The sequence below is a fragment of the Allobosea sp. UC22_33 genome (assembly GCF_042700715.1).
In the GTDB taxonomy this organism is placed as follows: Bacteria; Pseudomonadota; Alphaproteobacteria; order Rhizobiales; family Beijerinckiaceae; genus Allobosea.
The window spans coordinates 4,555,946-4,581,369 of record NZ_CP170556.1 but is presented as its reverse complement, the minus strand read 5'-3'; the positions used below and the strand labels follow the sequence as shown (position 1 = coordinate 4,581,369).

Sequence of the window (25,424 nt, the reverse complement as noted above, 5' to 3'; positions counted from 1 at the left end):
GCGCGCAGGATCAGCGTTCGCGGCCGATATTGCGTTGAGCGACGGCATGGAGCTCGTCGAGGCGCTCCGAAATATCCATGGCGATCAGGCCGACCTCGCGGGTATCGGCGGCGCGGCGGACATAGAGCGGCTCGGACCAGAGGACGCAGCCGCGCCCGAAGGGCAGGGCGATGCTGGCGCGATCCCAGTTGTCGAGGTCGACACGCGCGCTGGTGACGGCCGCGAAGAGATAGATCGGTCTGCCGGTCACGCGGGCGAGCTGGACGGCGCCCTTGCCGGCGATGCGGGCAACCTTCGGCACATCGGCGGTGAGCATCAGGCTCGTGCCCTGGCGCAATGCGTCGCGCATCTCGAAGAAGGCCGGGACGGAGCGTTTCGCCATGATCTTTGCCGGGCTCTGCGTGCCGGAGCCGCGGATGCTGCGGAAGCCGGCGCGCTCGACCACAGAGCTGACGACCGCCCCGTCGAAAATGGAGTGAGGTCAGGACCGCGACGCGCGACGCCCCTTCCAGGGCGGCAAGGGTCAGCATCTGCTGGCCATGCCAGGTCAGGGCGATGAAGGGCTCGCGGTTGCGCTCCCAGGGCCGGGCGCCGGGAATGACCGGCTTGAAGCGCGTCGTCCGCTTGATCAGGTCGAGATAGGCGTGCAGGGCGCGGCCGGCGAGAGCCGCCGACCGGTCTGGGTTGAAGAGCATCGTCCGATCTCCACGATGAGAATCATCGGGAGTGGTCGGCGCGGCGGCTTGCTGGAACATTGCGCGGGCGCGAAAACGCCCATGAAATGGCCCCAAAGGCCCTTGTCAGTGCCGTCCGTGGCTGTGATCGGTCTTCAGGCGCCGTTCGATGAAGCGGCTATAGGAGCCCATGCCATAGCTGAACACGGCATAGACCAGCGCCGCGAAGATATAGCCCTCCAGCACCGCGATGCCCTGCCAGACCGGATCGCGCATCGCCGAGCGGACCGTGTCGAGGAAATCGAGCAGGCCGATGATGGTGACCAGCGTCGTGTCCTGGAAGAAGCCGATGAAGATGTTGACCAGCGGCGGGATGACGATCTTCAGCGCCTGCGGCAGCACGATCTTGCGCATCGACAGCCAGTAGCCGAGGCCGAGCGAAGCGGCCGCCTCGTGCTGGCCCTTTGGCACCGCCTGCAGGCCGCCGCGCACGGTCTCGGCGATATAGGCGCCGGCGAAGATGATGATCGCGACCTGGGCCCGCAGCAATTTGTCGATGGTCACGCCATCCGGCATGAACAGCGGCAGCATCACCGAGGCCATGAACAGGATCGAGACCAGCGGCACGCCCCGCACCATCTCGATGAAGACGACGGCGATGACCTGGATCGCGGGCAGCTTCGAGGAACGCGCCAGGGCCAGAAGCACGCCAAGGATGAAGCCGAAGGCGAGCCCGACCGAGGAGAGCATGAAAGAGAGCGGCAGGCCGCCCCAGTTTGTGGTGTTGACCACGCTGAGACCGAAGACCCCGCCATACATCAGCACGCCGCAGATGACGACGACGGCTAGCCAGAGCCAGAGCAGCCGGCGCGACCAGAAGCGCGGGATCATCGAGTAGATCATCGCGCCCAGGAAGAGCAGCACCGCCAGCGCCGGCCGCCAGTGTTCGTCATAGGGGAAGAAGCCGAAGATCATGAAGCGCAGCTTGGCCGCCAGGAAGGGCCAGCAGGCGCCGGCGCCGGCCGCGGCCTTGCAGGTCTGCGGCCCGCCCTCGACGATGGCGCGGGTGACGAGCCAGCCCCAGGCGCCGGTGACGAGCCGGTAGATCAGCCAGAGGCAGGCGAAGGTGACGACGGCATTGAGGGGCGAGCCGATATAGGGCTTGAGCAACGCGAACCAGCTGCGCGCCGGCCGCACCGGCCGTTCATCGGGGATGGCGGCGAGCGTGTTGAGCTGAGCGGTGTCGGTCATCTCAACGCTCCACCAGCGCGACGCGGGCGTTGTACCAGTTCATCAGCATGGAGATCGTGATCGACATGCCCAGATAGACCAGCATGAAGATCGCGATGCCCTCGATCGCCTGCCCGGTCTGGTTCATCGTCGTGTTGGAGACCATGACGAGATCGGGATAGCCGATGGCGATGGCGAGCGACGAGTTCTTGAAGGTCGAGAGGTAGGAGCTGGTCAATGGCGGGATGATCACGCGCAGCGCCTGCGGCAGCACGACGAGCCGCATGGTCTGGCGGTCATGCAGGCCGACCGCGCGCGCCGCCTCCCATTGGCCGCGCCCGACCGAGAGGATGCCGGCGCGCACGATCTCGGCGATGCCGGCCGAGGCAGAGAGAGCGAGCCCGACCAGCAGCGCGGTGAACTCGGGCGTGACCTGCAGGCCGCCGGTGATGCGGAAGCGCCCCTTCTCCGGCCAGTTCACCGCCATCTCGGGCTGGAAGACGAGCATGGCGAGAAGCGGCGGGATCACGAGCGCGAGCAGGACGAAGGGCCAGGCCATGCGGCTCTGGCCGGTGGCGACACGCTTGCGGCGGAAGGACGAGGCGATGACACAGGCGATGACGATGCCGAGCACGACGCCGGCCAGCACACCGGTATGGGCCGGCGACCAGCGCAGCGAGGGCACGATCAGGCCGCCATTGCTGAGGAAGACATCGGGCAGAATCTGCCAGGCGTCGCGCACCGGCGGGAAGACCGCGACGATGAGCGCGTACCAGAGGAAGAGATAGAGCAGCAGCGGCACGTTGCGCAGCGCCTCGACATAGAGCAGCGCCAGCGTCGAGAGCAGCGGGTTGCGCGACAGCCGGGCGATGCCGACGACGAGGCCGAGCACGCTCGAGATGATGACGGCGAAGACCGAGACCCAGATCGTGTTGAGCAGGCCGACCAGGATGGCGCGGCCATAGGTGTCGCCGGAATCGTAGGAGATGAAGGACTGGCTGATGACGAAGCCGGCCGGTCGCGACAGATAGTCGAAGCCGGTCGCGATGTTCTGAGCCGCCAGCTTCCGCGAGACGGTGCCGAAGAGATAGAGGCCGATGCCGACGACGAGCGCGACCGCGACGACCTGATAGAGCACGGCGCGGACGCGCACGTCATAGAGCAGCCGCACCGGGCTGGAATCGGAGATGGCCATCGGGCTGTTCCGGGCTGGGGACGCATCGGCCGCGCGGCGGCCGATGGTCTCAGGTCAATCGAGGGAACGCACGTCAGGCAGAGTTCACCGGAAGGGCGGGGAGTAGATCAGGCCACCCTTGTTCCAGAGCTGGTTGGGGCCGCGGCTGAGGCCGAGCGGGGTCTTCTCGCCGAGATGGCGCTCGAAGAGCTCGCCGTAATTGCCGAGCTGCTTGATGGCGTTATAGGCCCATTTGTTGTCGATGTTCAGCATCTTGCCGAGGTCGCCGTTGACGCCGAGCAGGCGCTGGACCTCGGGGTCCTTGCTCTTCAGCTGTTCGTCGATATTGCCCTTGGTGATGCCGGATTCCTCGGCCGCGATCAGGGCGTTGACCGTCCAGGAGACGATGTCGCGCCAGTTGCTGTCGTTCTGGCGGACGACGGGAGCGAGCGGCTCCTTCGAGATCGTCTCGGCAGGATCACGTATTGCTTCGGGTCGTTGGCGATGGCGCGCACCGAGGCGAGGTCCGAGCGGTCGGTGGTGATGACGTCGCAGCGGCCGGAGAAGAAGGCATTGCGCCATTCGTCGGGATTCTCGAAGACGACCGCCTCGTACTTGATGTTGCGCGGTTTGAAATAGTCTTCGAGGTTCTGCAGCGTCGTCGTGCCCGGCAGGATGCAGACCGCCGACTGGGAGAGTTCGGCCGCGCTCTTCACGCCGAGCTTGCTCGAGACCATCAGGCCCTGGCCGTCATAGAAGACGACCGGCGCGAAATCGAGGCCGAGCGAGGTGTCGCGCGAGAAGGTCATCGTGGTCTGGCGCGAGAGCAGGTCGACCTCGCCCGATTGCAGGCCCTGGAAGCGGACATTGGTGTTCAGCGGAACGAAATCGACCTTGTCCGGCACGCCGAAGACGGCGGAGGAGACGGCGCGGCAGACATCGGCGTCGAAGCCCTGGCGGACGCCCTTGTCGTCGGCGTAGGAGAAGCCCGGGGCCGTCGGGGAGACGCCGCAGAGCACCTTGCCGCGCTTCCTGACGGCTTCGAGCGTCGCCTGCGCCGAGGCCGGCGCGGCGTAGAGGGAAAAGGCCGCAGCGGCGAGACCGAATGCGACCAGTTTACTGAACATCTTGGACATAGGCGTTTCCCCTTGTGCGTGCCTGTCATCGGCGCGTCGAAAGCGAGCCTATTGGGGCGTGATGGCGTCCGCAAGAGCGTTGCAGGCGTCCGCCGCGCAGGATTTTCGATCCTCGCGTCACAGCACGTGAGCTTCGTCCGGCAGTGACGGCTTGCCCCCTTCGCTGTAGGCTTGGTTCGAAACCGGATGAAATCCTTGACACCGCGCCTCGCCCCTTTCCTGCTGCTGTGGGTTCCGCTGGCACTGGCCGGGCTGGGGCTCGGCGCGGTCGTCGAGTTCGTGCGCGCGGGCGATGCGCTCCAGCGCGAGGGAACGACGCTGCACCGTGTCGTCTCGCAGCGCGTCGAGCAGCATGACGCACATCTCACCAGCCTCGCCGCGGTGCTCGCCAGCTCGAACGCGGAATCGGCGAGCTTCCGGGCGGTGGTCGAGGCGATGCAGCGCTTCTATCCGCGCATCGCCGCCGTGGAGTTGATCGAGACCGTCTCGACCGGCGGCATGCCGCCCAGTCTCGCCGATTTCGATCCGGCGACCTTGTCGGCGCGGGTGACCGCGCTGGCGCCGGGCCAGGCCGTCACACTCGCGAGCCGCTCGGGGAGCCCGTTCTATGCGCTGGTGAAGCGCGTGCCGGATGTCGGCCATGGGCCGCGGGCGCTGGTACTGGTCATCGATGCCAAGCTCCTGACCGAGCCGGAGGGCGGCTTGCCCGGGGATGCCGCGCTGAAACTGAGCGACGCTTCGGGGACTGCGATCGTCCAGCATGACTGGCCGCTCGTGCAAGGCACGCCGATCCCGGAACTTTCCTTCGCGAAGGCACTGGGGAGCCGGTCGCAGCCGTTGGTGCTGGAGCTGGCGCGGCGGCCGGCCTTGGCCGAGCTGTTGCCGCCGGGGCTGCTTTTCGGCTGGCCGATCGCTGCGGGTCTTGGCCTGTTCCTGCTGCTGGCGGTGCTGCGCGAGCGGCGCGCCGGCCGGCGCGCGCGCGAGGCGGTGCGCCTGCACGAGCATGACGCGCGGCTTGCCCATGCGATGCGGGTCAACACGGTCGGCGAGATGGCTTCCGGCATCGCCCATGAGATCACCCAGCCCCTGACCGCGATCCTGAGCCAGAGCCAGGCGGGCTTGCGGCTGGCCCGGTCGGGGGAGGCGGCACCCGGCGAGCTCACCGGCGTGCTCGAGGCCAATGTCCGGCACGCGCGCCGGGCCGGCGAGATTCTCGAACGGCTGCGGGCCTATGTGACGCGGCGCGAGCCGCAGCGGCAGCCGCAGAGCCTCAACCGGATCGTCCGCAATGTGGTCGAGCTCATCCAGCGCGACCTGCAGGAGCGGGAGGTCGCGTTGCGGTTGGACCTGAGCGAGCCAGGGCTGCAGGCGCTGCTCGACCGCGTCTCGATCGAGCAGGTCGTGCATAATCTCGTCCGCAATGCGGCCGAGGCCGTCGAGGCCATGCCGGCCGGGCGGCGCGAGATCGTGCTGGCCACGCGGCTCGTCGACGGCGAGGCGGAGATCACGGTGGCGGATGACGGGCCGGGCATCGCCGAGGCGGACATGGCCCGCCTGTTCGAGCCGTTCTTCACCACCAAGAGCAGCGGCATGGGGCTCGGCCTGCCGCTTTGCGAGCGCCTGGTCGAGGCGGCCGGCGGGCGGATCGCCGCGCGCAACGGGTCCGAGCGCGGCGCGGTCTTCAGCGTGCGCTTTCCGGCGCTGGCGAGCGAGCTCGGGATGGCGGCGGAATGAAGCCCGCGCCACGGATCGTCTACCTGATCGACGACGATTTCGATGTGCGCGATGCGCTCGTGCTGCTCCTGCGTACGATGGGCTTCGCGCCGCGGCCCTTTGCCGGCGTGCAACCCTTTCTCGACCGACCCGATCCGCGACGGGACGGCTGCCTCGTCGCCGATATCCGTATGCCCGGCACCTCCGGTCTGCAATTGTTGGAGCGCATGGCCAATGAGGCCGGCGGCATGCCCACGGTGATGATCACCGGCCATGGCGATGTCGCCGCCTGCCGACGCGCCTTCAAGGCCGGCGCGGTCGATTTCCTGACCAAGCCGATCGACGAGCAGGTGCTGTTGGAGGCAGTCGAGGCGGCTTTCGCCGCGCTCGATCAGCGCAACCAGGCCGAGGCGGTGCGTGCCGGGCGCGACGCGCTCAAGGCGAAGCTGACCCAGCGCGAGCGCGAGATTCTCGATCTCGTCGCCGAGGGGTTGTCGACAAAGGAGATCGCGCGGGCGCTCGATGTCTCGCCGCGGACCGTGGAGACACACCGCGCCAACATCGCCGAGAAGCTCGGGGCAGGGTCCGTCGCGGAGATGGTCCGCTTCGCGCTGGAGGGATAGGGCGCGGCTCTCCGTAGAACTACCGAGAAGGCTCCGGCACCGCACCGATCAAAACGTCCGACGGGACCGGCTAATTTGCGGTCATCGAGCTTACGGCTCGCCCTCGCATTTCCCGGAGAGATCATGACCCAGATCCGTTTCGCCGCCGCTGCCGTTGTGCTCGCGCTCGTTCCGGCCGCTGCCGGCGCCCAGGTCCTGCAGGAGCGCAACATGCCGCTCGCCATCGCCCAGGAAATCGCCCAGGCGACCGTCGAGGCCTGCACGGCCAAGAACTTCAACGTCACCGCGACGGTCGTCGACCGTGCCGGCGTCACCCGCGCCGTGCTTCGTGCCGACCGGGCTGGCCCGCACACCGTCGCGGCCAGCCGCGACAAGGCCTTCACCTCGGCCTCGGCCCGCAATGCCACCGCAGCGATGGCCGAAGGCGTCGAGAAGAACCCGGCCCAGCGCAACGTGGCCGCGATCGAGGGCTTCCTGCTGCTCGGCGGCGGCGTGCCGGTCAAGGTTGGCGACGAGGTGATCGGTGCCGTCGGCGTCGGTGGTGCTCCGAACGGCCTGATCGACGAGGAGTGCGCCAATGCCGGCATCGAGAAGGTGAAGGCCAAGCTCCGCTGAGCCCGGGCCACGGATGAAACAAGGCAGGCGGCTGCGGAAGCGGCCGCCTGTTTCGTTGCATATTCGCATAAGGGAGCGCCGCGATGGCGAGGATGTTGCTGATTGCCGTAGCCCTGATCGCGGCCAGCCTGACCGGACGAGCCGTCGCGCAGACGCCGCCCGATGCGGCCGAACTCGCCGCCTATCGCGGCCTGCATGCCGCGGCGGCTTCGGGCGATGTCGCGGCGATCCGCAAGCTCGCGGGAGCAGGCGAGGGGCTCGATCAGCGCGACGGCAACGGCCGTGCGCCGCTGCATGTCGCCGCCTTCCGCGGCCAGGTCGAGGCGATCCGCGCGCTGATCGGCGCCGGTGCGGACCCCGGGCTGTTCGACAACCAGCGCTATGACGCGGTCACCATCGTCTCCGTTACCGACGATGTTCCGGCGCTGAGGGCCTTGCTGGCTTCCGGCGCCTCGGCCAAGCTCACCACCAGCCGCTATGACGGGACGGCGCTGATCGCCGCCGCGCATCTCGGCCATGACGGCATCGTCCGCGAACTGATCAAGGCGGGGGCGCCGCTCGACCATGTCAACAATCTCGGCTGGACCGCCTTGATCGAGGCCGTGATCCTCGGCGATGGCGGCAAGCGCCATGTCGAGACCGTGCGGGCGCTGGTTGCGGCCGGTGCCAACCGCGATCTCGCGGACAACCAGCGCGTCACGCCGCTGCGGCATGCCCGTGCGCGCGGATATGCCGCCATTGTCGCGTTGCTGGAGGCAGGTGCTCCTCGCTGAGGCCATGCCCCGCGCCTGCGCGCGGAAGCCGCCGTCCGCTGCTTCGACTTTACGCAAAACCGCCACGCAGTTTTGCCGGAATCGCTCTAGGCAGAGGGCTCGGCCGCACCCATAGGGCGATGGCCAATGCGAGGGGGCTCCATGACGATCGCCGGCTTGCTGGAGCCGTTCAGCACGGGACAGGTTTCGGCCTGCATCCTCGTTGTCTTCCTGACGGCGATCATGCGGGGCTATACCGGCTTCGGCTTCGCGCTGGTGGCCGTGCCGCTGCTCGCGCTGATTGCCGATCCCGTCACCGCGGTGCCGATGGTGCTGCTGCTCGAAGTGGCCGGCAGCCTGCAATTGCTGCCGGGCCTGTGGCGCTCGGCGCATCTGCGCTCGGTGATGCTGCTTGTCGGCGGCGCCCTGCTGGCGACGCCGATCGGGCTCTATGGCCTCGCCGCCCTGCCGGCCGACGTGATGCGCCTGATCATCGCGCTCGTGGTGCTCGCGACGACCTGCGCGCTCGCTGCCGGGCTGAAGGCAAGCCGCGAGCCGGGCGCGCCCGCAACCTTCGGCGTCGGCATCGTCTCCGGCCTGCTCAACGGCGCTGCCGCGATGAGCGGCCCGCCCGTCGTGCTGTTCTACCTCAACGCCCAGACGGCGATGCATGTCGGGCGTGCTTCGATCATCCTGTATTTCCTGTTGTCGGACACGGTCGCGATCGGCTTCGCGGGCGCGTCCGGGCTTTTGGGCGCTTCCACGGCTGTGCTGGCGGCAGTGACCATCCCCGCGCTCTTCGTCGGGCAGATGATCGGGACGCGGCTGTTCCGCTCCGCCTTGCAGCGCCATTATCGCATCGTCGCGATCGTGATCCTGCTCGCGGTCAGCGGCTTCGCCATCGCGCAGTCCGTCCATGCGCTTTGGGGGAGCGGCAGCTAGGGCGGTCCCGGCCGCTTGCATTTCGGGCCAGGCGGCTATCATACGCGCGTGGCCGGGCGGCCTTCCCGCGCCCGGCACGTCTGGCACGGACATGCGATGGGCCCTTCCGCTCCCGATACCGAGACCCTGACCCCGCGCCAGCGGCAGATCCTCGACCTCGTGCAGGATCTCGGCTTCACCACGATCGAGACATTGGCCGAGCGCTTCGGAGTCTCGGCGCAGACGGTGCGCCGGGAGATCATCCGCCTGCAGGCCGGCAATTTCCTGCAGCGCTTCCATGGCGGGGCCGGGCTCGCCTCCGGCGGCATCCGCTCGGCTTATGCCCAGAAGCTGACGGTCTCGCCGCGCGGCAAGGAGCGGATCGGCGCTGCGGTGGCGCGCATCGTGCCGCCCGGTGCCTCGGTCTTCCTCGATGTCGGCACCACGGTCGAGGCGGCGGCCCGGGCGCTGATCAACAAGCCCGGCCTCAGGGTGGTGACGGCGAGCGTCTCGGTCGCCCAGATCTTCTGCAGCCATGGCGTCTTCGACGTGGTGGTGACCGGCGGCACGACGCGCGGCGCCAATGGCTCGCTCGTCGGGCAGGCCGCGATCGCGAGCATCATGGGCTTCCGCTTCGATTACGCCATCATCGGCCTCGGCGGCTTCGACGATGACGGCGCGCCGATGGATTTCGACCTTGAGAAGATCGCGGTCCGGCAAGCCGCAATGGGCCGCGCCCGGCAGAGCCTGGCGCTGGCTGACCATACCAAGTTCGAGCAGACCGGCACGGCCCGGATCGCGCCGCCCGAGGCGCTGAGCCTCGTCGTCGTCGATGCCGAGCCGACCCTGCGCCTGCGCGCAAGCTGGGAGCGCAGCGCTACGCGCTGGCTCGTGGCCTGAAGCGACTTTTCCTCCTGCCAAATCTTTAGCCGGCACCCTTGCGTCGGTGATCGCTTTTGATCAGGATGGAAGAAATCTTACACGAGCGCCGTCAGGGCGCCGCCGCTTCCAGGGAGGTTGCCATGCTGCGCGCCAAGATCGCGTCCCTTTGCCTGCTTGCTTTCGGGATCGGGCTCGCCGGCCCCGCCCAGGCGCAGGATTGCGCCAATCGCGGGACGCTCGATGCCCGCTATTGCGACGCCAATCGCGACCTGCTCGCCGATACGCCGACCGATGCGGCGAAGCAGAAGGACCCGGACACGCTGATCTTCTCCTACACGCCGGTGGAGGATCCGTCGGTCTACGAGAACGTCTTCGCCGATTTCCTCGCCCATCTCAGCAAGGCGACCGGCAAGAAGATCAAATGGTTCGGCGCGGAATCCTATGCCGCGCAGGTCGAGGCGATGCGCTCGGGCCGCCTCCATATCGCCGGCGTCGCCAGTGGCCCCACGCCCTTCGCGGTCAATCTCGCCGGCTTCGTGCCGATCGTCGCGATGGCCAAGAAGGACGATTCGATCGGCTATACGCTGCAATTGATCGTGCCGAAGGACTCGCCGATCAAGACCATCGCCGATCTCAAGGGCAAGCGCGTCGCCCATGTCGCGCCGTCCTCGAACTCCGGCGATACCGCGCCGCGCATCCTGTTCAAGGAGAAGGGCATCGTGCCCGGCAAGGACTACGAGGTGCTTTATTCCGGCAAGCACGACAACTCGATCATGGGCGTGGTCAACAAGGACTACGACGCCGCGCCGGTCGCCTCCAGCGTGGTCGAGCGCATGGCGGATCGCGGCATGTTCAAGCGCGACGATATCCGCATCGTCTATGAATCGAGCCCGTTCCCGCGCACGGCCTTCGGCCTCGCGCATGACCTCAAGCCCGAGCTGCAGGCCAAGATCAAGCAGGCCTTCCTGAGTTTCGACTTCCTGAATTCCGGCCTCGCCAAGGAGTTCAAGGACACCAAGGGCTTCAAGGAGCTGAGCTACAAGGATGCTTGGGGCGACATCATCCTGATCCAGAGGGATAGCGGCATCACCTATACCCAGGACGGCCTCTCGAAGCTGAAGGGCGATTGATGTCGGCTGTTTCTGGGGCTGCGGCCGGCGGCGCTCCGCTGCTGGCCGTCGCGGGGCTGGCCAAGGTCTATCCGACCGGCAAGAAGGCGCTGGGCGGGGTCGATGTCGTCATCGATCGGCCGCAGCTCGTGGCGGTGATCGGGTCGTCCGGCGCCGGCAAGAGCACCTTCATCCGCTGCATCAACCGGCTGGTCGAGCCGACCGCCGGCAGCGTCAGGCTCAATGGCGAAGATATCGTCGCGCTCGACCGCAAGGGCCTGCGCGCGGCCCGGCGCCGGATCGGCATGATCTTCCAGGAATATAACCTGGTCGAGCGGCTCAGCGTCATGCAGAACGTGCTTTCGGGGCGGCTCGGCTATACCGGCCTCTTCGCCTCGCTGCGCTACCGCTTCCCGCCCGAGGATATCCAGGCCGCCTTCGCGCTGCTCGATCGCGTCGGGCTCGACGGCTATCACAACCAGCGGGCGGATGCGCTCTCCGGCGGCCAGCGCCAGCGCGTCGGCATCGCACGCGCCCTGATGCAGCGGCCGGACCTGCTGCTGCTGGACGAGCCGACCGCGAGCCTCGATCCCAAGACCTCGCGCCAGATCATGCGGCTCGTGCGCGAGCTTGTCGCCGAGCGCCAGACCCCGGCGATCATCAATATCCACGACGTCGCGCTCGCCCGTGCCCATGCCGACCGCATCATCGGCATGAAGGACGGGCTGATCGTCTTCGACGCCGAGGCCTCCGCCCTGACCGATGCGGCGCTGACCCGGATCTATGGCGAGGAGGATTGGTCGACCCCGCAGGACGAGGACGACGAGGCCCCCGCCGCGCCGGCAATCGCCACAGCACAGGTCGGCGCGTTGTCATGACGACGGCTGCCGCTTCCTATCCCAGCCGCTGGCGCGCGCCGAGCATCTTCGGCAGCCCCGGCCGGCGGCTCGCCTTCTGGGCGCTGGTCTGCGCCTATCTGGTCTGGTCGCTCTCGACGCTCAATGTCGACACAGCCCGGATGCTGGCGGGCCTGCCGCGCGCCTGGAATATCCTGGCTCGGATGATGCCGCCCGATTTCAGCCGCTGGGAACTTCTGCTCACTGGCATGGTCGAGAGCGTCCAGATCGCCATCGCCGCGACGATCATCGGTGCGGTCCTGTCGATTCCGATCGGCATCGCTGCTTCGGCCAATCTCTCGCCAAAGCCGCTCTATCTGCTGGCGCGCGGCTTCATCGTGACGGGCCGGACCTTCCACGAGGTGATCATCGCGATCTTCTTCGTCAAGCTTTTCGGGTTCGGGCCGGTGGCGGGCTTGCTGACGCTCGCCTTCTCCTCGGCGATCTTCCTCGGCAAGATGCTGGCCGAGGACATCGAGAACATGAAGCCCGGCCCGGTCGAGGCGATCCGTGCGACCGGCGCGAGCTTCGGCCAGACCTTCTTCTACGCGGTGGTGCCGCAGGTTCTCGTCAAGACGCTGGGCGTGCTGATCTACCGGCTCGATTCCAATCTCCGGCACTCGACCGTGATCGGCATCGTCGGCGCCGGCGGCATCGGCCAGACGCTCTCGGCCTCGTTCTCGCGCTACGATTTCGACTTCGCCAGCGCGATCCTGCTGACGATCGCGGCGATGGTCGCCTTCGGCGAATGGTTCAGCGACTGGGCCCGGCGGAGGCTGAGATGACGGTGCATCAGCTCCCGCAGGACCGCGCTCCATTGCGCCGCTATCCCGACCAGTGGGAACGCTATTCGCTGCGCGAGCGCATCGTGCAGTGGATCTGGCTCGGTGGCATCGCCATCGCCGCCGCCTGGTCGGTCTCGGCGCTCGATATCGAATGGGCCTTCTTCGCCGATGCCCATGAGCAGGCGGCCGACCTGATCTCGCGGATGTGGCCGCCGCGCTGGACCTATCTGCCGCGCATCGTCCAGCCGCTGATCGAGACGCTGCATATCGCGACCTTGGGCACGATGATCGCCATCGTCTTCGCCCTGCCGGTCGCCTTCCTCGCCGCCCGCAACACCACCTACAACCAGGCGACCTGGCTGATCGGCCGGGCCATGCTGGTCATGTCGCGCTCGATCAACACGGTGATCTGGGGCCTCCTCTTCGTCGCGATCTTCGGGCCGGGGCCGGTCGCCGGCATCTGCGCGGTCGCGGCGCGCTCGATCGGCTTCATCGCCAAGCTCGTCGCCGAAGCGATCGAGGAGGTCGATGCCGGCCAGATCGAAGCGGTGGAATCGACCGGGGCCAGCACCTTGCAGGTCTATGGCGTCGCGATCCTCCCGCAGATCCTGCCCGTGCTGATCGGCACCTCGATCTATCGCTGGGACATCAATGTGCGGGAATCGAGCGTGCTCGGCTTCGTCGGCGCCGGCGGCATCGGGCTCCTGCTCTACGCTTCGATCAACCAGTTCGCCTGGTCGCAGGCGATCGTGATCCTGATCGCCATCCTCGGCATCGTCATCATCAGCGAGGCGCTCTCGGCTTATGTCCGCTCCCGCATTGTCTGAACCGTTGGCCGAGACCGCCTTTCCCGGCGGCCTGTCCGCCCTCGTCGACCGCTATGACGGCTTCCTGCTCGACCAATGGGGCGTGCTGCATGACGGCACGCGGCCCTATCCCGACGCTGTCGCCTGCCTCGAACGCCTGCGGGCGGCCGGCAAGGCCGTGATCATCCTCTCCAATTCGGGGCGGAGCGGGCGCGACAACGAGGCCGTGCTCGCCGGCATGGGCTTTCCCCGCCATCTCTATGACCGGGTGGCGTCGGCGGGTGACGATGCGCGAGAGGCGCTGCTGGAACGCGCCGAGCCGGCCTATCGCGATCTCGGCGCGCGCTGCCTGCTGCTGGCGCGGCCGGGCGAGGATCGTCTGGCTGCCGGGCTCGGGCTGACGCTGGTGGAGACGCCGGAGGCCGCCGATTTCCTGTTCGTGATGAGCATGGACCCCGACAGCCAGTCGGTCGCGGGCTGGAAGCCGGTACTGGAGCAGGCCTTGCAGTACGGCCTGCCGATGGTCTGCGGCAATCCCGACCGCTACCGCGTCCATGCCGACGGCACGCTGCACGAGGCGCCGGGGTTGGCCGCGCTGATCTACGAGGAGATGGGCGGGACGGTGCATTACCACGGCAAGCCGCATCCGCGGATCTACCGGAGCTGCCTGCGCTATCTGGACCGCCCGGCCGAGCGCCTGCTCGCCATCGGGGATTCGCTGGAGCATGACGTTGCGGGCGCGGCGGGGGCCGGAATCGACGTCGCCTTCATCGCGGGCGGTATTCATCGCGGCGATCTCGACTGGACGGCAGACGGCAAGGTCGATCCCGAAAGCTGCCGGCGGCTGTTCGCGCGGGAAGGCTTGCAACCGCGCTACGGTCTGTCCTGGTTCGCCTGGGGCTGATCCGGGCGGGCCAATGTCGACCCGTTCGTCGCCGTCCCGCCTGAGAAGGCGTGGCGCACCCGCTTGTTCCACGGCGTCCGCATCGCAGGTTGTTGAATGGCGATCGGAGAAATCATCCTCTTGTAAAATTTCACAACATGTCTACGCTTCCACCCAACGGGCGCCGATCAAGAGCGTCCTTGTGGAGGAAACCGGGAATGGCGCGCAACGCGGCCCAGCCCCGCGAGGTCGAGACGGACGAGGCATCTGCGCCGAAGCGGCGCAATCGCGTCAACCTGTTCGAACTCGCCTATGAGCGCATCGAGGCGCTGCTGATCACCTGCGAATTGCCGCCGGGGCGCTTCCTTTCGCTGCAGGACCTCCAGGACATGACCGGCTACGGTCGCACGCCGGTCCACCATGCCGTCAACCGTCTGGCGGCGGATACGCTGATCGTCGTCCGCCCGCGGCATGGCCTCCAGGTCGCGCCGATCGATCTGGCACGGGAGCGCGTGCTGCTGCAGCTGCGCCGTGATCTCGAGCGCTTCGTCATCGGGCTGGCGGCCGAGAGGGCCGGGCCCTCCCATCGCAACCAGATCCTGCATATCGAGCGCCTGCTGCGTGAGCGCCGCGACAGTCTGAGCCTGGCCGATTTCAACACGCTCGACCGCCGGATCGACGAGACCGTGCTGGCGGCTGCGGCCGAGCCCTTCCTCCAGCACACGCTGCGCCCGCTGCACACGATCTTCCGGCGCATCGGCTTCATCTATCACAGCGCGATGCCGCAGCGGGTCGGCCTCGCGGTTTCGATCGACCATCATATCGCGGTGCTGAACGCCATCGCGGCGCGCCGGGCGGACGAGGCCGTCGCCGCCTCGGATGCGCTGATCGGTTTCGTGGACGCCATGTTCGACGAACTGGAAGCGGCGATCGACCCATCCCTGCTGGATTGCAGGGTCGAGCCGCTGCTGAAGACCTGACGGAAGGGATTACCGGACCATGCGCATTGTCTTCCATGGCGAGAACGCCGCCTCCTTCAGCCACGGCTTCGCCGGGCTGGTCGGCGACGAGGCCGAAATCCGGCTCCTGCCCGATCATCTCGAAGGAGGGGCCGACCAGAAAGCCTATGCCGAGGCCGAGGTCATCGTCGGCGTGAAGTTCGATGCCAGCCTGCCCCAGCCCGCCGGGCTCAAGCTGTTCCATGTGCCGGGCGCCGGCTACGACATGGTCGACCTCGGCGCGTTGCCGGCGTCCGCTGCCGTCTGCAACTGCTTCGGCCATGAGCAGGCGATCGCGGAATATGTGATGGCGGCGCTGCTGGCCCGCAACGTTCCGCTCGCCGATGCCGATCGGCGCCTGCGCCAGGGCGACTGGGCCTATTGGGCCGGAGCGCCCGAGCGCGTCCATGGCGAGATCGCCGGCCAGACCATCGGCCTTCTCGGCTTCGGCCATATCGGCAAGGCGATCACGGCGCGGGCCAAGGCCTTCGAGATGAAGGTCCATGTCGCCAATCGCAGCGCCGTGCCGGCTTCGCCGCTGGTCGACCGCGCCTTCACGCTCGACCAGCTCGCGGAATTCTGCGGCTCGGTCGATGTCGTCGTCGTCTCCGTACCGTTCACCGCGGAGACCAAGGGTATCGTCGGCGCGGACGCCTTCGCGGCGATGCGGCCGGGCGCGGTCGTGATCAATGTCGGGCGCGGCCCGACCATCGACGAGCAGGCGCTGTATGATGCGCTGAAAGCCGGCCGGATCGGCGGGGCCGTCATCGACACCTGGTATCGCTACCCCAGCGCTGGGGACAGCAATCCCTTGCCCGCAAATCTGCCTTTCCACGAGCTTTCAAACGTTTTAATGACGCCGCACATGTCCGGATGGACGAGCGGCACGATCAGCCGCCGGCAGGGGGTCATTGCCGACAACATCAAGCGCCGCTTCGGCGGCGAGCCGCTCGTCAATGTCGTGCGCGCGAGCGCCTGACACGACGACAGGAACGACGTTCTTCCCGAACCGGCCACAAGAAGCCGGGCCATGACAAGCGGCACTGCCGCAGCAGAGGAGACACCAGGTGAAACTGCTCAAGCATCTCAAGATTGCCGGCATGGCTCTCGCGCTCGGCGCCGGCATGCTCGCCGCCGGCCAGGCCTCGGCCCAGACGGTCACCGACATCATCAAGCGCGGCTCGGTGAAGATCGGCGTGCTGATCGGCGCGCCGCCTTACGGTTCGGTCGATTCCCAGGGCAACGCGATCGGCTATGACGCCGACGTCATCGCGCTGATCGGCAAATATCTCGGCGTGAAGGTCGAGATGGTGCAGTTGACGCCGCCGGCCCGCATCCCGGCGCTGGAAGCCAACAAGGTCGACTTCCTCGTCGCCACGCTGGCGCCCACGCCCGAGCGTGCCAAGGCGGTGATGTTCTCGATCCCCTACAGCGCCTTCCAGACCGGCATCTACGCCAAGAAGGGCGTCGCCATCAAAACCTGGGCGGACCTGAAGGGCAAGAAAGTCGGCGTCAACCGCGGTTCCAGCGTCGAGCGCGAGTTCACCAGCCGCGAGAAGGAGCTGAACCTCACCATCCTGCGCTTCGAGGACGACGCCACCACCATGCAGGCTCTGTTCTCCGGCCAGGTCGAGGCGATCGCCGGCCCGGACGCCCAGGCCAATGCGGCCATGAAGGCGCGCGGCGAGACCGAGACCGAGCTCAAGTTCGTCTTCGGCGTGCAGCCGAATTCGATGACCATGCGCAAGGACGCCTATGAATTGCGCCAGTGGCTCAACAACTTCATCTACTACGTCAAGCAGAACGGCGAGCTCGACGCGATCGCCCAGAAGTGGGTCGGCAGCTCGCTGCCACCGCTTCCGACCTTCTGATCGGACGTTCCGATCGGGTTTTCCGATCGGATCCGCTGATGTCCCGGCGCGCCATTTGAACGCGCCGGCGACCCCTCGTCGACCTTTCCGGACGAAGGAGCGCGCCGTTGCTCTTCCAAGACGTCTTTTCCAAATGGCCGATGATCCTCAATGGGGTCTGGCTCACGATCGCGCTGTCCTTCGTCGCGATCGGGCTCGGCCTCGTGCTGGCGACGGCGATGACCGCGCTGCGCAGCCTCGCCGGGAGCTGGGCCGGCTATATCGTCGACGCCTATGTCGAGCTGATGCGCAACACGCCGTTCCTGGTGCAGCTCTTCATGATCTTCTTCGGGCTGCCGCAGCTCGGCATCCGGCTGAACGGGCTCGAAGCCTCGGTGCTGGCGATGACGCTCAACCTTGCCGCCTATGCGACCGAGATCATCCGCGCCGGCGTCGACTCCATTCATAAATCGCAGATCGAGGCCGGGCTCGCGCTCGCCATGACCAAGTGGCAGGTGCTGAAGCATGTCGTGCTGCAGCCGGCCTTCGCCCGGGTCTGGCCGGCGCTGTCGAGCCAGTTCGTGCTGATGATGCTGGCCTCCAGCATCTGCTCCTTCGTCTCGGTGCAGGAACTGTCCGGCACGGCGGCGATCATCGAGCAGGACACGTTCCGCTCGTTCGAGACCTATATCGTCGTCACCGTGCTCTATCTGGTGCTGGCGCTCTCCTTCAAACTCTTCCTGAACTGGCTCGGCCGGAGGCTCTTCCCGCAGGTGTCGGGCCTCGCCCGTCTCACCGAAGCGCATGGGGAGGCCGCCTGATGCAGACCTTCGGTTGGCCCGAGGCCCTCTTCATCCTGCGCTCCGCCGGCTGGACGCTGGCGCTGACGGCGATCGCCTTCTTCATCGGCAGCATCATCGGCGGCGCCTTCGCGATCATGCGCCTGTCGCGGCTGCGCTGGCTGCGCCGCTTCGCATCGGGCTACATCCTGGTGATCCAGTCGATCCCGGTGCTGATGGTGCTGTTCATGAGCTATTACGGGCTCTCGGCTCTCGGCATCGAACTGCCGCCCTTCCTCGCGGCCTCGGCCTCGCTGTCGATCTACGTCTCGGCCTATCTCGCCGAGATCTGGCGCGGCTCGATCGAATCCGTGCCGCGCCAGCAATGGGAGGCCTCGGCCTCGCTGGCGCATACGACGGCGCAGACCTACCGCCATGTCATCCTGCCGCAGGCGGTGCGCATCTCGCTGCCGCCGACGGTCGGCTTCCTGGTCCAGCTCGTGAAGAACACCTCGATCGTGCAGGTCGTCGGCTTCGTCGACCTGATGCGCGCCGGCATGCTGGTCAACAACGCGACCTACCAGGCCTTCCAGATCTTCACCCTCGTCGGGGCGATCTATTTCGCGATCTGCTTCCCGCTCTCCCGGCTCAGCCGCCATCTCGAAAAGGTGATGAATGCCAGCCGTTCTCATTGAAGGCATCCACAAGCGCTTCGGTTCGCTGGAGGTGCTGAAAGGCGTCTCGCTCAGCGTCGATGCCGGACAGGTCGTCGCGATCATCGGCCGCTCGGGCTCGGGCAAGTCGACCCTGCTGCGCTGCATCAACGGGCTCGAGACCTTCCATGCCGGGACGATCGAGGTCGCCGGCCACATGCTGACGCAGGACCCGACGAAGCTGCGCGAATTGCGCAAGGATGTCGGCATCGTCTTCCAGAGCTACAACCTGTTCCCGCATCTCACCGTGGGGCAGAACATCATGCTCTCGCCGCGCATCACCAAGAACGTGCCGCAGGCGCAGGCTATGGCGCTGGCCAAGGACGTGCTGGCGCAGGTCGGGCTTTCCGAGAAGTTCGACAGCTATCCCGACAACCTCTCCGGTGGCCAGCAGCAGCGCGTCGCGATCGCCCGTTCGCTGGCGATGCAGCCCAAGGTGATGCTGTTCGACGAGGTGACCTCGGCGCTCGACCCGGAGCTGACCGGCGAGGTTCTGCTAGTCATGGAGAAGCTCGCCAAGGGCGGCATGACCATGCTGCTGGTGACGCACGAGATGAATTTCGCGCGGACCGTCGCGGACAGGACCATCTTCATGCACCAGGGGCTGATCTGGGAGAGCGGGCCGTCGAAGGAGCTCTTCGCCAATCCGCAGACGCCGGAGCTCGCCAATTTCGTCAAGGCCGGCGCTCACTGAGCGCACGGCAGGAGGTCGGGCCGGCTCAGTAGACGGCCGTCGCCTCGACTTCGACCAGGAATTCCGGCCGGCTGAAGCCGGAGACGATCACCAGCGTCGAGGCCGGCTTGACCGGGCAATCGGCCAACGCCTCGTCGCGCGCTTTCATATAGGCCGGCATATGCTGGCGGTCGGTGACGAAGGCGTTGAGACGCACCACATTCGCCATCGACAGGCCGCCCTCGCGCAGGATCGCGGCGATGCTCTCGAAGCAGATGCGGGCCTGCTCGCCGGCGTCCTCGGGGACGCTGCCGTCCGGTGCCACGCCGAGTTGGCCGGAGGTGACGAGAACGCCCTCCGCCGCGGCTTTCACGCCGTGGGAATACTGGCCGAAGGGCGGATAGAGCGAAGCGGGCGCAAGCGGCTGTGTCATGAGCTGGTGATCCGGAAGCGTATCGGGCGGGTTGTTACCATGCAGGCCGGGTACTGAGCGAGGCGAGCGGGAAGCGCTCGATCTCGGCGAGGAGTTCGGCGAGCCGGTCGACGGCATAATCCAGCGTCGCCTCGCCTTTCGCCGCGGTCGCGAGCGTGGCATCGCCGCAGGCGCCGGCGGCGTGGAGATCCTGCGCCTGCCAACCCGGCTTGGCGCCGCCGCCAAGCGCGATATGGCGGAACTGGCCGTCCCAATCCGTGGTGGCCGGGCGGAAATCCTGAGCCTTCTCCATCACGACATTGGGTGCGTCCAGCGCCAGCATGACCGAGGTTTCCATGTCGCCGGCATGGATGCCGTGGCGCATCTCGTGGTCGGAATAGAGCCCCTCGGGCATGCCGAGGCCGAACCAGCTGACGCTGAAGACCAGCATGTTGTGCCGGACGCGCAATTCGCGCGCGACGATGTCCATCGTGCTGATATTGCCGCCATGGCTGTTGAGCAGCACCATCTTGCGCACGCCGGACGCGGCGACGCAGGCGCCGATCTCGCACCACATCGCGATCAGCGTCGCGGCCGAATGGGTCAGCGTGCCCGGATAGCGGGCATGCTCGTTGCTCTTGCCGATCGACTGGCGCGGCAGGAACAGCACGGGGCTTTCCTCCGGCAGCTTGCGGGCGAGGCGCTCGACGACGCCGCCGACCACCGCGGCATCGACCGAGAGCGGCAGATGCGGGCCGTGCTGCTCGGTGGCGCCGACCGGCAGGACGGCGATCAGCTTGCCGTGGTCGAGCCGCGAGAAGGCCTCGCTGGTATAGTCGGACCAGTAGCGTTTCACGGTTCTCTCCTCAGCGGGCATAGAGCTTGTCGAGCCGCACCACGCGCCCGACCAGCCAGAGCGTCACGACGGTCGCGACGATCAGCAGGGCCGAGATGGCATGGGCGGTGGGTTCGAGCGTGGTCGCTTCCGAATAGATCCGGACCGGCAGCGTGGTCATGCGCGCCGTGGTCAAGAAGCTTGTCACGGTAACCTCGCCGAAGCTCATCAGGAAGCCGATGACGCCGGCCGCGAACAGGCCAGGCGCCAGCGCCGGCAGCGTGACCAGCAGGAAACGGCGGACCGGGCCGGCGCCGAGGCTATCCGCCGCCTCCTCCTGCGTCCGGTCGAGCGCCTGCACCGAGGTGGTGAGCAGGGCGATGACGAAGGGCAGGACGATGACGACATGGATGCCGACGAGGCCGAGGAAGGCGGGAATCGCGACATAGACCTGCAGCAGCTTGAGCATGCCGACGCCGATGACGATCTGCGGCAGGGAGAGCGGCAGGAGCCAGAAGGCGAGCAGCGCCCCGCGCCCCGCGAAGGGATAGCGGGCGAGGGCGAAGGCGGCCGGCGTCGCCAGCGCCAGCGCGACCAGCACCGAGACCACGGCAAGCTGCAGCGAGACCAGGAAGGAGGCGGTATAGGAGCCGCCGAACAGGACCTGCTCGTACCATTTCCAGGTGAAGCCGCGGAAGCCGGCGGCCGTCGCCAGGGGTACGTCGTTGACGCTCTGGATGACGACGAGGCCGAGCGGCAGCAGCAGCAGGCCGATGCTCGCCGCCAGCAGCAGGCGCGACAGGGCGGGCCCCAGCGTTTCGGCGAGCGCGACGAACCAGCCGGGCAGGGAGACGGGCTCGCCCGGCCTGTCGGCGCGCCAGGGCATCGCCCGGTTCAGCCCCCAGGTGCAGAGCCCGGCGAAGATCAGTCCGGCCAGGGTCACGACGATCGCTAGCGCCGAGGCGAGCGGGGCGTTGAGATTGGCGACCGCCTCCTGCATCACCAGCATGCCGATGGTCATGACCTTCTTGCCGCCGAGCAGCGTCGCCGAGACATAGGCCGTGGTCGACATCAGGAAGACGATGACGGTGCCCGAGCGCAGGCCGGGCAGGGAGAGCGGCAGGTCGACCGTGAGGAAGCGCACGGCCGGGCCGGCGCCGAGGCTTTCGGCGGCTTCATGGACGCGCGGCGAGGTGCTCTGCATGGTGTCGTAGAGCGCGATCACCATGAAGGGCATGAAGACCTGCGCCAGCCCGACGACGACCGCGCCATGGGTGAACAGCATGCGGTTGGCGGTCGGCAGGCCGACGAGCCTGAGCGCGCTGTTGATCAATCCCTCCGGCGAGAGCAGCAGCATCACGCCGAGCGAGCGCACGACCACATTGGTCAGGAGGGGAATGAGGATCACGGCGAAGGCGAGCGCGCGCCACTGCACCGGCATCCGGGCCAGCCAATAGGCCAGCGGGTAGCCGAGCACGGCCGAGATCGCCGTGGTGGCGAGGCCGATCAGGATGGTTTCGTTGAGGACCTTGAAATAGAAGCCGTCGCCGGCGATCTCGGCGAACTGAGCGAGCGACAGCGGCTGGATCAGCGACGCGAACGGGTCGCCGCCCGCCTGGAGCGAGAGCAGGACCACCACCGCCAGCGGGGCGGCGAAGGCGAGCAGCAACCAGAGCGTGACCGGCGCGGAGAGCGCCGGTCCTTTCCAGCCGGTCATCCGGCGATCTCGCGGTCGATCTTGCGCTGCCAGGCCGCACGGTTGGCGTTGATATAGGCCCAGTCGAAATCGACCATCTTGGCGATGTCGTCGCCGGCCAGCACCTTGCCCTTGAGATCGGCGGGAATGGTGATGTTGCGCACGGTCGGCGAGTAGTAGATCTCGCGGGCGAAGGCGAGCATGCAGGGCTCGGAGAGATGGAGGTTGATCCACTCCTCGGCCAGGACCTGGTTGCGGGTGCCCTCGGTGATGCAGCCGACATTCATCGAGATGGCCTGGCCCTCGACCGGGTCGGCGATGACGATGTTGGGGTTCTTGGTCTCGGCGTATTTGCGGGTGAAGGAGGCGAACTCGACGCCGATGTCGCAGATGCCCTGGTCGAACATGTCGTAGAGCTGGACCTGGCTCGAATGGATCGCGGCGAAGGGCTTCAGCTGCTTCACCTTCTGGATCACCATGTCGAAATCCTTCTCGGTTCCGCCGAAGGTCCGCGCCGTCATCATCAGCGCGGCGATGCCCTCGGTGCCGAGGCCTTCGGGCCAGCTCACCCGGCCCTTCCACTCGTCGTTCCAGATATCCTTCCAGGAGGTGACCGGCTTCTTCGCCTTGCGGCCGTCATAGACGATGGTGCAGGGGTTGAAGGCGACGCCATAGCCGCCGATCCTGGCGGGCTCGTAGAGATGCTCGTATTGCGGCACGGCCTTGCTCGGCGCCTGCGTGACCTTGGCCTGCAGCGCCTCGCGGCTCTCGTAGATGTTGAGATAGATGACGTCGAAGCTCGGCCGGCCGCGCTCGGCATAGGCGCGGGCGCGGCGCTCCAGCGTGTTGCCGAGGACATAGCTGACCTTGCAGCCGTATTTCTCGACGAGCGGCTTCTCGACATGCTCGCGCACGATGCGCTCCTGCGCGCCGCCCCAGATGCCGACGACGAGCTCGTCGCCCTTCTTCGGCTGGGCGCGCACCGGCGTGATGAAATGCACGGGGGCAGTGAGGCCGGCGCCGAGCACCAGCTTGTTGAAGGTCCTGCGGGAAGGCGTCACGGCTGGCACTCCTGTCAGATGAAGGTGGCGCCGCCGGGCAGCGCGACGACGCTGCCGGGGGCACCAACGGGCGGGGGCGGCATATCGGAAGGCAGGATCAGGCGGATCGTGCCGGCCTCGCTGGCGAGATCGACCTCGAAGCTCTCACCGAGATAGGCGACCGACGCGATCGTGCCGGAGACGCGCAAGGGTCCCTGCGGCTTGTCGGAGAGGCGCAGGCGCGAGGCGCGCAGGACGAGGCGCCCGACGCCGTTCGGCGCGAGCTCGCAGGTCAGGCCCGGCGCATGGAACAGGCCGTCCTTCGTGCTGCCCGCGATCACCGTGCGGGCACCGAGGAAGGTGGCGGAGAATTCCGAGGTCGGGGCGTCGCAGAGCTGGCGAGGCGTGCCGAGTTCGCGGATGACGCCCTTCTCCATCACGGCGACGCGGTCCGACATGGCCAGCGCCTCCTGCTGGTCATGGGTGACGAAGATCGTGGTGATGCCGAGGCGCTGCTGCAGCGAGCGGATCTCGTTGCGCATATCGGCGCGCAGATTGGCATCAAGATTGGAGAGCGGCTCGTCGAGCAGAAGCACTTCCGGCTCGACCACGAGCGCGCGGGCGAGGGCGACGCGCTGCTGCTGGCCGCCCGAGAGCTGGGAAGGATAGCGCTCGGCGAAGCTGCCGAGCCCGACCGTCTCCATGGCGGCCCGTGCCCGCTCACGCCAAACCTGCTTCGGCAGGCGACGCATGCGGAGGCCGAAGCCGATATTGTCGAGCACGGTCAGGTGAGGAAAGAGCGCGTAGGACTGGAAGACCACCCCGATATTGCGCTGATAGGGCTTGCGATGGGTGATGTCGCGGCCCGCCAGCAGCACGCGCCCGCCCGTCGTCGGCACGAAGCCCGCGATCATCCGCAGTGTCGTCGACTTGCCGCAGCCGGAAGGGCCGAGCAGGGAGAGAAGCTCCCCCTTGCCGATCGCGAGCGAGAGCCGGTCGACCGCGAGCGCCCCGCCATAGCTGGCGCTCAGGGCTTCCAAGGTGAGATAGCCGGGGTCGCTCGTCATCGGCCCGCTTCGATCAGCAGTTGGCTCGGCATGGTCCCCGTCCCGTCCGTGGCCGCCTGGATATTCAGATTGCCCGCACTATGCGACGTAGCCGGCGCAACAGGAAGCTTATGGCGGATTATGGTCGGTATATCGCCTGGCTTATGCTGCGGGCACCGCCTCGCGGCGCGGCGCCTCGTAAGAGAGGTCGTTCAGCGCGTGGTCGAAGCGCCTCGCCTCCTGCCGGATCAGGTTGCGCAACCACTGATTGGGCCGGCTGGCATGGGCGCGCTCATGCCATTGCATGTAGAGCTGCATCTCGCCGAACTCGCGTGGCGCCGGCACGACCGTCAGTTCGCCGAAGCCGGCCGTCTCGGCGATGTAGTCGGCATAGGGCTTGGCGGTGCTGAAGACGAGATCGGTCCGGCGCAGCAATTGCGGGATCTGGGCGTATTCGGGCACGGTGACGCCGACGCGCCGGCGCAGGCCCAGTTGCGCCAGCGGGGCGTCTATCGGGCTATAGGCGGCATTGGCGATCGGCGTCGGCGAGACATGGTCGTATTTCATGTATTCGCCGAGATCGATCCGGGACAGGCGCGCGAGCGGATGGTCCTTCCGCATCACGCAGGCGATGCTGCAATGGAGCAGGGTGCTGGAGCGCAGGTTGCCGGGCGGAGCGAGCCAGCTGCCGATGACGAGGTCGGTCCGATCGCCGAGTTCGCCGGCAAGATCGGTGCGCTCGGTCGGGGCAAAGAAGTCGACGCAGACGCCGGGCGCCTCCGCGCGGATGCTCGCCACCACAGCCGGGATCAGGAAGGCGCCGAAACAGTTCATGGTGGCGACGCGCAGGCGCAATTCCGCGGTCGCAGGGTCGAAATCCCGGCCGGCTTCCGTGGCCTCGGTGAGCTGCCCGAGCACGGCTTCGAGCAAGGCCTGGATTTCGCGCCCGCGCTCGGTCGTGACCCAGCGCTGGCCAGAGCGGACGAGGAGCGGATCGCCGAACACGGCGCGCGCCCGCTTGAGGCTGAGGCTGACTGCCGGCTGGCTGTGGCCGAGCAGAGCCGCCACCCGCGACACGTTTTTCTCCTTCAGCAGGAGATAGGTCGCGCGCAGCAGGCGGACATCGATATTCGGATCAAGGCCCTGGTACATCGGGGCATTCCTTCCGGGCGGGGGAGCCCGG

General features: G+C 67.4%; 26 protein-coding genes and 1 pseudogene. 17 read left to right on the top strand and 10 right to left on the bottom strand.

Going from position 1 to position 25,424, the window contains the following annotated elements; translation table 11 throughout:
- Positions 1–10: 10 nt before the first annotated feature.
- The 4 genes and pseudogenes from ACFJGT_RS22155 to ACFJGT_RS22140 form a co-directional block, all read right to left on the bottom strand.
- Positions 11–472, bottom strand: a complete 462-nt coding sequence (locus ACFJGT_RS22155) for a lysophospholipid acyltransferase family protein (RefSeq protein ID WP_377849043.1) — start codon at positions 470–472, stop codon at positions 11–13.
- 328 nt (positions 473–800) lie between these two features.
- A complete protein-coding gene (locus ACFJGT_RS22150) occupies positions 801–1,925 on the bottom strand; it encodes an amino acid ABC transporter permease (protein WP_377842541.1) in 1,125 nt (374 codons plus the stop codon).
- Between the two features lies 1 nt (position 1,926).
- The gene (locus ACFJGT_RS22145) at positions 1,927–3,099 is read right to left on the bottom strand and encodes an amino acid ABC transporter permease (RefSeq protein ID WP_377842537.1); all 1,173 of its coding nucleotides are present in this window, start codon (positions 3,097–3,099) and stop codon (positions 1,927–1,929) included.
- A gap of 84 nt (positions 3,100–3,183) precedes the next feature.
- Positions 3,184–4,205: pseudogene (locus ACFJGT_RS22140) on the bottom strand (amino acid ABC transporter substrate-binding protein).
- 204 nt (positions 4,206–4,409) lie between these two features.
- Between ACFJGT_RS22140 and ACFJGT_RS22135 the strand changes: the two are divergent.
- From ACFJGT_RS22135 to ACFJGT_RS22055, 17 genes are all read left to right on the top strand, one after another.
- Complete coding sequence (locus ACFJGT_RS22135; protein ID WP_377842534.1) at positions 4,410–5,948, top strand: sensor histidine kinase; 1,539 nt, start codon at positions 4,410–4,412, stop codon at positions 5,946–5,948.
- Entirely contained in the window at positions 5,945–6,550 is a 606-nt protein-coding gene (locus ACFJGT_RS22130; RefSeq protein ID WP_377842531.1) for a response regulator transcription factor, read from the top strand. The genes ACFJGT_RS22135 and ACFJGT_RS22130 overlap by 4 nt, the downstream gene beginning before the upstream one ends.
- A 123-nt stretch (positions 6,551–6,673) precedes the next feature.
- Positions 6,674–7,165 (top strand): heme-binding protein, encoded by a 492-nt coding sequence (locus ACFJGT_RS22125; RefSeq protein WP_377842528.1) that lies wholly within the window; start codon positions 6,674–6,676, stop codon positions 7,163–7,165.
- A gap of 83 nt (positions 7,166–7,248) precedes the next feature.
- Positions 7,249–7,938, top strand: coding sequence for an ankyrin repeat domain-containing protein (locus ACFJGT_RS22120; protein ID WP_377842525.1), 690 nt, complete (start codon positions 7,249–7,251; stop codon positions 7,936–7,938).
- A gap of 141 nt (positions 7,939–8,079) precedes the next feature.
- On the top strand, positions 8,080–8,859 hold the full coding sequence (locus tag ACFJGT_RS22115; RefSeq protein WP_377842523.1) for a sulfite exporter TauE/SafE family protein: 780 nt from the start codon (positions 8,080–8,082) through the stop codon (positions 8,857–8,859).
- A gap of 96 nt (positions 8,860–8,955) precedes the next feature.
- The gene (locus ACFJGT_RS22110) at positions 8,956–9,738 is read left to right on the top strand and encodes a DeoR/GlpR family DNA-binding transcription regulator (RefSeq protein WP_377842520.1); all 783 of its coding nucleotides are present in this window, start codon (positions 8,956–8,958) and stop codon (positions 9,736–9,738) included.
- Between the two features lie 122 nt (positions 9,739–9,860).
- Positions 9,861–10,850 carry a phosphate/phosphite/phosphonate ABC transporter substrate-binding protein gene (gene phnD / locus ACFJGT_RS22105; RefSeq protein ID WP_377842517.1) on the top strand — a complete coding sequence of 330 codons (990 nt, stop codon included), beginning with the start codon at positions 9,861–9,863 and terminating at the stop codon, positions 10,848–10,850.
- A gap of 38 nt (positions 10,851–10,888) precedes the next feature.
- Positions 10,889–11,707, top strand: a complete 819-nt coding sequence (gene phnC / locus ACFJGT_RS22100; protein ID WP_377849042.1) for a phosphonate ABC transporter ATP-binding protein — start codon at positions 10,889–10,891, stop codon at positions 11,705–11,707.
- Complete coding sequence (gene phnE / locus ACFJGT_RS22095; protein ID WP_377842512.1) at positions 11,704–12,510, top strand: phosphonate ABC transporter, permease protein PhnE; 807 nt, start codon at positions 11,704–11,706, stop codon at positions 12,508–12,510. The genes phnC and phnE (ACFJGT_RS22095) overlap by 4 nt, the downstream gene beginning before the upstream one ends.
- Positions 12,507–13,337 carry a phosphonate ABC transporter, permease protein PhnE gene (phnE, locus tag ACFJGT_RS22090; protein WP_377842509.1) on the top strand — a complete coding sequence of 277 codons (831 nt, stop codon included), beginning with the start codon at positions 12,507–12,509 and terminating at the stop codon, positions 13,335–13,337. The genes phnE (ACFJGT_RS22095) and phnE (ACFJGT_RS22090) overlap by 4 nt, the downstream gene beginning before the upstream one ends.
- Positions 13,338–13,341: 4 nt before the next feature.
- Positions 13,342–14,220: a TIGR01459 family HAD-type hydrolase gene (locus ACFJGT_RS22085; protein ID WP_377842506.1), complete on the top strand. Its 879-nt coding sequence runs from the start codon at positions 13,342–13,344 to the stop codon at positions 14,218–14,220.
- Between the two features lie 197 nt (positions 14,221–14,417).
- Entirely contained in the window at positions 14,418–15,179 is a 762-nt protein-coding gene (locus tag ACFJGT_RS22080; RefSeq protein ID WP_377842503.1) for a GntR family transcriptional regulator, read from the top strand.
- 19 nt (positions 15,180–15,198) lie between these two features.
- Entirely contained in the window at positions 15,199–16,176 is a 978-nt protein-coding gene (locus tag ACFJGT_RS22075) for a 2-hydroxyacid dehydrogenase (protein WP_377842501.1), read from the top strand.
- 88 nt (positions 16,177–16,264) lie between these two features.
- Positions 16,265–17,068, top strand: a complete 804-nt coding sequence (locus tag ACFJGT_RS22070; protein WP_377842498.1) for a transporter substrate-binding domain-containing protein — start codon at positions 16,265–16,267, stop codon at positions 17,066–17,068.
- A 140-nt stretch (positions 17,069–17,208) separates the two neighbouring features.
- A complete protein-coding gene (locus ACFJGT_RS22065) occupies positions 17,209–17,868 on the top strand; it encodes an amino acid ABC transporter permease (protein ID WP_377849041.1) in 660 nt (219 codons plus the stop codon).
- Entirely contained in the window at positions 17,868–18,521 is a 654-nt protein-coding gene (locus tag ACFJGT_RS22060) for an amino acid ABC transporter permease (RefSeq protein ID WP_377842495.1), read from the top strand. Before ACFJGT_RS22065 ends, ACFJGT_RS22060 begins: the two co-directional genes overlap by 1 nt.
- Entirely contained in the window at positions 18,502–19,233 is a 732-nt protein-coding gene (locus ACFJGT_RS22055; protein WP_377842491.1) for an amino acid ABC transporter ATP-binding protein, read from the top strand. The genes ACFJGT_RS22060 and ACFJGT_RS22055 overlap by 20 nt, the downstream gene beginning before the upstream one ends.
- 25 nt (positions 19,234–19,258) lie before the next feature.
- Here the strand turns inward: ACFJGT_RS22055 and ACFJGT_RS22050 are convergent, their stop codons facing one another.
- From ACFJGT_RS22050 to ACFJGT_RS22025, 6 genes are all read right to left on the bottom strand, one after another.
- A complete protein-coding gene (locus ACFJGT_RS22050) occupies positions 19,259–19,645 on the bottom strand; it encodes a RidA family protein (protein WP_377842487.1) in 387 nt (128 codons plus the stop codon).
- Between the two features lie 34 nt (positions 19,646–19,679).
- Positions 19,680–20,480: a creatininase family protein gene (locus ACFJGT_RS22045; RefSeq protein ID WP_377842483.1), complete on the bottom strand. Its 801-nt coding sequence runs from the start codon at positions 20,478–20,480 to the stop codon at positions 19,680–19,682.
- A 10-nt stretch (positions 20,481–20,490) separates the two neighbouring features.
- Positions 20,491–22,176 (bottom strand): ABC transporter permease subunit, encoded by a 1,686-nt coding sequence (locus tag ACFJGT_RS22040; RefSeq protein ID WP_377842480.1) that lies wholly within the window; start codon positions 22,174–22,176, stop codon positions 20,491–20,493.
- Positions 22,173–23,216 carry a PotD/PotF family extracellular solute-binding protein gene (locus tag ACFJGT_RS22035; protein WP_377842476.1) on the bottom strand — a complete coding sequence of 348 codons (1,044 nt, stop codon included), beginning with the start codon at positions 23,214–23,216 and terminating at the stop codon, positions 22,173–22,175. The genes ACFJGT_RS22040 and ACFJGT_RS22035 overlap by 4 nt, the downstream gene beginning before the upstream one ends.
- Before the next feature lie 14 nt (positions 23,217–23,230).
- On the bottom strand, positions 23,231–24,262 hold the full coding sequence (locus ACFJGT_RS22030; protein ID WP_377842472.1) for an ABC transporter ATP-binding protein: 1,032 nt from the start codon (positions 24,260–24,262) through the stop codon (positions 23,231–23,233).
- Positions 24,263–24,403: 141 nt separating this feature from the next.
- A complete protein-coding gene (locus ACFJGT_RS22025) occupies positions 24,404–25,393 on the bottom strand; it encodes a LysR family transcriptional regulator (protein WP_377842469.1) in 990 nt (329 codons plus the stop codon).
- Between the last annotated feature and the right edge of the window lie 31 nt (positions 25,394–25,424).